Annotated in this window: 5 protein-coding genes; 4 read left to right on the top strand and 1 reads right to left on the bottom strand. The window is 64.1% G+C overall.

What is annotated here, in order from left to right; translation table 11 throughout:
• From RBR29_RS09975 to RBR29_RS09960, 4 genes are all read left to right on the top strand, one after another.
• Window positions 1-530: DUF3387 domain-containing protein (locus tag RBR29_RS09975; RefSeq protein WP_320348952.1), on the top strand; the 530-nt coding region annotated here is incomplete at its 5' end.
• 179 nt (window positions 531-709) lie between these two features.
• Window positions 710-1474 (top strand): sulfate reduction electron transfer complex DsrMKJOP subunit DsrO, encoded by a 765-nt coding sequence (gene dsrO / locus RBR29_RS09970; protein ID WP_320348950.1) that lies wholly within the window; start codon window positions 710-712, stop codon window positions 1472-1474.
• A 15-nt stretch (window positions 1475-1489) separates the two neighbouring features.
• A complete protein-coding gene (nrfD, locus tag RBR29_RS09965) occupies window positions 1490-2578 on the top strand; it encodes an NrfD/PsrC family molybdoenzyme membrane anchor subunit (protein ID WP_320348949.1) in 1089 nt (362 codons plus the stop codon).
• Window positions 2579-2597: 19 nt separating this feature from the next.
• On the top strand, window positions 2598-5681 hold the full coding sequence (locus RBR29_RS09960; RefSeq protein ID WP_320348948.1) for a molybdopterin dinucleotide binding domain-containing protein: 3084 nt from the start codon (window positions 2598-2600) through the stop codon (window positions 5679-5681).
• 26 nt (window positions 5682-5707) lie between these two features.
• On the opposite strand, the gene RBR29_RS09955 is transcribed toward RBR29_RS09960, so the two are convergent.
• The coding region (locus RBR29_RS09955) for a response regulator (protein ID WP_320348946.1) at window positions 5708-6329 on the bottom strand (622 nt) is incomplete at its 5' end.

The following is a 6329-nucleotide window of genomic DNA, read 5'->3' as shown; positions in this document are numbered from 1 at the left end:
TGGAAAAAAAGAACCTGGCGCTGGAAGCCTTGCGCAAGCTGATCAACGACGGCATTCGCTCGCGCAGCAAGGCCAATGTGGTGCAGACCAGGGCGTTCTCGGAGCGTTTGGAGGACGCGGTGGCGCGCTACCACGCCAACGCCATCACCACCGCCGAGGTGCTGGCCGAGCTGATCCGGTTGGCCAAGGACATCCGTGCGGCGCGCCAGCGCGGCGAAGAGCAGGGTCTGTCCGATGAGGAGATCGCCTTCTACGACGCCCTGGCCGAGAACGAAAGCGCGGTGCAGATCATGGGCGACGACAGGCTCAAGTTGATCGCTCACGAATTGCTGATGAGCCTGCGCCAGAACGTGTCGGTCGATTGGGCCCATCGGGCCTCTGCCCGTGCCCGGATACGGGTGCTGGTGAAGCGCATCCTGCGCAAGTACGGTTATCCGCCCGACCTGCAGGACGAGGCGGTGCAGACAGTGCTGCAACAGGCCGAGGCCTTGTCGTCTGAATGGCTTGACCCACGTCAAGCAACACGTTGATCGTCGTGCTCGCCTGGTTTCCAGCTCAAGGCAAAAAACCCTTGTCGCAAAAGGGTTTTTTGCCTTCCCTGGTCGGCCCGATAGGTAAAACCATCTATTCCGCTTCCATGGACTGCCAATAGTCCAGTTCTGACACGGCCCCTATCCTGACCTTGTCCATTGTGGTCAGGAGTCGCCAAATGTCATTCCCACGCCGTCCTACTGTGCGCCCTCGCGGAGACGGGCCCGATCCAGGCCGCCGCATGTTCCTGCGGGGGATTCCCATCGTCACGGCGGCTGCTGCGGCCATGCCGGCGCCAGCCATGGCTGCCGATGGCAGCAAGCATCACTGGGCCATGCTGGTCGATATCCGCAAATGCATCGGCTGCCAGGCCTGCACAGTGGCCTGCATCCAGGAAAACGCGGTGCCCGAAGGCAGCTTTCGCACCGTGGTCTCCACCTACAGCGTCCGAGTGGAGGGCGCAGACCAGCCGGTTGGCACATACGTGCTGCCGCGCCTTTGCAATCATTGCGACAACCCACCGTGCGTGCCGGTCTGTCCGGTGGGGGCGACATTCAAGCAGGACGACGGCATTGTCGTGGTCAATGGCGACCGCTGCGTCGGCTGTGCCTATTGCGTCCAGGCCTGTCCCTATGATGCACGCTTCATCAACCACGAGACCGGCAAGGCGGATAAATGCACGTTCTGCGCGCACCGGCTGGAAGTCGGTCTGCTGCCGGCCTGTGTGGAAACCTGTGTGGGCGGGGCGCGCATCTTTGGCGACCTGAACGATCCGGACAGCGAACTGAATCGCCTGTTGGCGGAAAACCGGGAACAACTGAAAGTCCTGAAGCCGGAGGCGGGCACCCGGCCGCAGGTGTTCTATATCGGGCTGGACGAATCGTTCCAGGGCAAGGTCGTGGGCGAGGCCGCCCTGTGGAAACCACAGCGCAGCGCTGTCTGAGGCGGGGAGGATGAAATGAATCCGCAGATCGTTGAAACCGTCAATGTCGCGCGTGAAGTGGCGTGGCTGCCATGGGCGGTCCAGTATTTTTTCCTGATCGGCATTTCCTACGGCGCCTTTCTGCTGTCCTTGCCCGGCCTGGTCTGGCGCAAGCCGCAGTGGCAGGGCATTTCCCATCTGGCGCTGGCCGCTGCGCTGTTGTGCGGCCTGAGCGCACCGGTCGCCCTGCTGGCCGACCTGCACCAGCCGGGGCGATTCCTGAATTTCTATCTGCACTTCAATCCGACGTCCTGGATGGCGTGGGGAGCCTGGTTCATTCCCATCTATGTCGGCGGCCTGTTGCTGTACAGCTGGCTGGCGTGGCGGCCCCTGCTGGCGCAGCATGGCAGGGACGGGGGGCGTTACGCGCGGTTGGCTGGCCTGCTGGCCTATGGCGGCCATGAAAGCCATCGGGCGCTGCAGATGGCGGCGCTGATGACGGCGGTGGGAGCGGTGCTGGTGGCGCTCTACACCGGCGCCGAGGTCATGGTGGTGGCGGCGCGGCCCCTGTGGAACACCCCGTGGCTGCCGGTGCAGTTCATTGTGACGGCGCTTGCGGGCGCGCTGGGAATGGTGTTGCTGTTCAATCGCATGCTGTCCTCGCCGGATCCTCGCACGGTGCGGACGGTGTCTCGTCTGCTGGCGCTGACGCAGCTGCTGGCGTTGGCCGTCGGCGCGGCCTGGCTGCTGCTTGGGCTGAGCGGCTGGTCCAATGTTCACCGCATGGCGCTGGCGCAGGTTGCGCCGGCCGACAACTGGCGCCTGCTTGCCGTCTGGGCGGTGTTGTCCACGGTCGTCACCTGCCTGCTGGCATGGAAGCGCCCCGGCTCGGGTTTGCTGATCGGCCTGCTGGCGCTGCATTCGACCTGGATGATGCGCTGGAGCATTTTCATGGGCGGGCAGGAAGTCCCCAAGACCGGCGCGGGCTATTACAGCTATCAGTTGCCAATGGGGCCGGAAGGTCTTCTGGGGATCATCGGCACGCTGGGGCTGTGGATCTTTCTGTTCATTGCATTGACCTCGCTGCTGCCGCTGAACCGCCTGGCGGGCGCAGGGCATCACTGAATCCTGTTGGAGAAACCAGATGAAAATCGAGCGTAGGGAATTGATTGCGGCAGGGGGCTTGGCGGCATTTGCGGCGGGCTTTTCGCAGACGCTGGGTCGCATGGCTGACAGCGTGGTGGGCAAGCCCACAGGAGAAAAACAGCTGCATGGCCATTCGGCCGAGCCAGAATATCAGGTGGATGTGGCCACGGGCGAATTGCGGCTCAACCCCAACCAGCAGGTCAGCTATACGGGCTGCCTGGGCTGCACGACGCTGTGCGGGGTGCGGGTGCGCATCGACAAGCGGACGGGCAAGGTGATCCGGGTGACGGGCAACCCGTACAACCCGCTGTCGACCGAACCGCACCTGCCCATGGATGTCAGTTTCAAGGACAGTCTGGTGGCCCTGTCGCGCTATCAGGACAAGGGGCTGGTGGGGCGTTCGACCGCTTGCGGCCGGGGCAATGCCGCGCTCGATCAGATCAATTCGCCGTTTCGCGTGCTGACGCCGCTCAAGCGCGTGGGCCCGCGCAACAGCGGCCAGTGGGAACCGATCAGTTTCGAACAGCTGATCCAAGAAGTGGTCGAAGGCGGCGATCTGTTCGGCGAAGGGCATGTGGATGGGCTGCGTGCCCTGCGCGATCTGGAAACGCCGATTGATCCCGACAATCCCGCGCTGGGGCCCAAGGTCAATCAGGTCGGGCATATCGTCAGCGTGAACGACGGGCGCGATCTGCTGGGGCGGCGCTTTTGGCAGAATGCCTACGGCACCCTGAATTATGTCGGGCATGGGTCGTACTGTGGCGGGTCCTGGCGTTCGGGGTCCGGCGCTGCGTTTGGCGATCACCGTGGCATGCCGCACGGCAAACCGGACCTGGCCCATGCCGAATTCGTGCTGTTCATCGGCACGGCGCCCGGCAATGCAGGCAACCCGTTCAAGCGGACCGGGGCCATGCTGGCACAAGGGCGCGCTGCGGGCCGGCTGGAATACGTGGTCATCGATCCGGTCCTGAACAATGCGGACAACCGGGCCGCCGGAGCGCAGGGCCGTTGGGTGCCGATCCGTCCGGGTACGGATGGCGCACTGTTGCTGGGCATGATGCGTTGGCTGCTGGAAAACGACCGCATCAATCGTGCCTACCTGTCGTATCCGACGCTCAAGGCCGCCCAGGCCCATGGCGAGCCTTCGTTCACGACGGCCAGCTGGCTGGTGGTGGCGGAACCGGGCCATCCGCGCTACGGCCGCTATCTGCGTGGCTCGATGATCGGCCTGGATATTGGCGATGCCGAGGCGTTCAGCGATCAGGATCCGTATCTGGCCGTGGATGCGCAGGGCCGCATCCAGCCGGTCGATGCGATCCCGGGTGCTGCTCGTCTGCAGGAAGACAGACAGGTGGACGTTCAGGGGCAGGCGCTGCGGGTGCGCACGGGGTTCGAACTGCTGATCGACAGCATCCGGTCGCGGACGATCGCCGAGTATGCGGACGAATGCGGCATTCCTGTGGAAATCGTGGAAGGCCTGGCGGACAAGTTCTCCAGCCATGGCCGCAAGGCGTGCGCCGTTGCGCATGGCGGCATGATGTCCGGCTCGGGTTTCTACAACGCCTATTCGGTGGTGACGCTCAATCTGCTGATCGGCAATCTGAACTGGAAGGGCGGCCTGGTCATGAACGGCGGGGGCTATCGGGATGCATCGCCGGGGCCGCGCTACGACCTGGTCAATTTTCCGGGCAAGATCAAACCCAAGGGCATCCCGCTGGGCCGCAACGTGCCTTACGAGCGCACGAATGAGTTCCGGAAAAAGAAAGCGCAGGGCCAGGCGTATCCAGCCCAGGACGGCTGGTTCCCGGGTGCGCCGGGGCTGGCCACCGAATGGTTTGCCAGCATGTTCCATGCCTATCCCTACAGCCTGAAGGCGCTGATCCTGTGGATGGCGAATCCGCTCTATGGCATTCCCGGGCTGCGTGAACGCTTCGGGCAGGACCTGGCCGATCCGTCCAAGTTGCCGCTGATCATTTCGATCGATCCGCTGATCAATGAAACCAATGCATTTGCCGACTACATCGTGCCGGATTCCCTGATGTACGAAAGCTGGGGCTGGACGTCTGCCTGGAATGGCGTGCCGACCAAAGCCATGACGGCGCGCTGGCCGGTGATCGAGCCCAGGCAGGCGAAGACGGCCGACGGTCAGCCCATCAGCATGGAAAGTTTCGTGTTTGCGCTGGCCAAGGCCATGGATCTGCCGGGCTTTGGCAAGGAAGGCCTGCGGGATGCCGATGGCCGGCCCGTGCCCCTGGAAAAGGCAGAGGACTGGTATTTCCGCGGGGGGGCGAATATTGCTTGCATGGGCGCCAGTCCGGTAGGGGACGCGACCGACGAGGACATCGAGATGTCCGGTGTGGGCAGGCTGTTGCCGGGCTTGAAGGCGGCGCTCAAGGACGACGAATGGCGCAAGGTGGCCATGTTGTATACCCGGGGTGGCCGCTACGAACCGCCATCGGTGGCACAGGACAAGGAAAATCCGCACTGGCAGAACCACCGTTTCAAGGCGCCGCTGTGGATCTGGAGCGAGCATATCGGCGGGGCGCGCAATGCCGTGACGGGTCTGCATTATCCGGGCTGCGCATCCTGGACCCGGCCGGCATTCCTGGATGGCACGCCGATGCGGACTGTCTATCCGGAACAGGACTGGCCGTTCCTGCTGATCAGTTTCAAGTCGGCGCTGCAGAATTCGTACAGCATTGCGACGCGCATCACGGGACTGCATCCCGAAAATCCGGTGATCGTGCATCCGGAGGATGCCGCGCCGCTGGGCCTGAAAAATGGCAGCAAGGCCCGGTTGCAGACGCCGAACGGGATGATGGAATGCACGGTGCTGGTGCACGCTGGCGTCATGCGGGGCGTGATCGCGATCGAGCACGGGTACGGCCATCGCGAACTGGGTGCGCGCAGCCATGTGCTGGGGGACCAGGCGCAGCCCGATCGCCGCGACCTGCGGGCCGGGATCAATCTGAATGACCTGGGGATCGTGGACCCGACGCGCAGCAGCCGTTCTCCCTGGGTGGATGCTGTTTCCGGCGCGGCGGTGCGCCAGGGCCTGCCTGGGCGCTTGTTGGCCGTGTAGTGCCGGGGCGGGTCGCGCCGCCCTGGTCAGCAGTCCAGCAGTTCGGGCTCGGCCAGCAACAGCAGCCGGGCCAGTTCCGTGGGGTTCGCGCAGGCGGTTTTTTCCATGATGCGCTGGCGGTGGATGTGGATGGTTTTTTCACTGATGCCGAGCATCTGCGCGGCGCGTTTGTTGGCGTGACCACGGGCCAGCAGCCGGGCGACTTCCGCTTCGCGTGGCGACAGGGTCTCCAGCACGGCGATGGCCTGTTCGCGCCGTGCCTGTTCGCGCCGCTGCTGTGCGCCGCGCTGCACGGCCAGTGCGACGGCGTCCAGCAGGGCCTGGTCCCGGAAAGGTTTTTCCAGGAAATCACTGGCGCCGGCTTTCATGGCCTGCACGGCCAGTTCGATGTCGCCGTGCCCGGTGATGAAAATGATGGGGATCTGCCAGCCCTGTGCCTTGAACCGCTGCTGCAGATGCATGCCGCTGATCATGGGCATGCGGATGTCCAGCAGCAGGCAGCCGAGATCATCGGGCGGCGCGGCATGCGCATCGAGGAAGGCTTGTGCGCTGTCATAGTCGCGCACGGTCCAGCCGACCGATTCCAGCAGAAAGATCAGCGAACGCCGGAAGGCATCGTCATCATCGATCAGGTAGATGGTGGTGCAG

The sequence above is a fragment of the Castellaniella sp. genome (assembly GCF_034007085.1).
Lineage (GTDB): Bacteria > Pseudomonadota > Gammaproteobacteria > Burkholderiales > Burkholderiaceae_B > Castellaniella.
The sequence above is the reverse complement of the archived record's forward strand: the minus strand, read 5'-3'. Positions and strand labels throughout refer to the sequence as shown.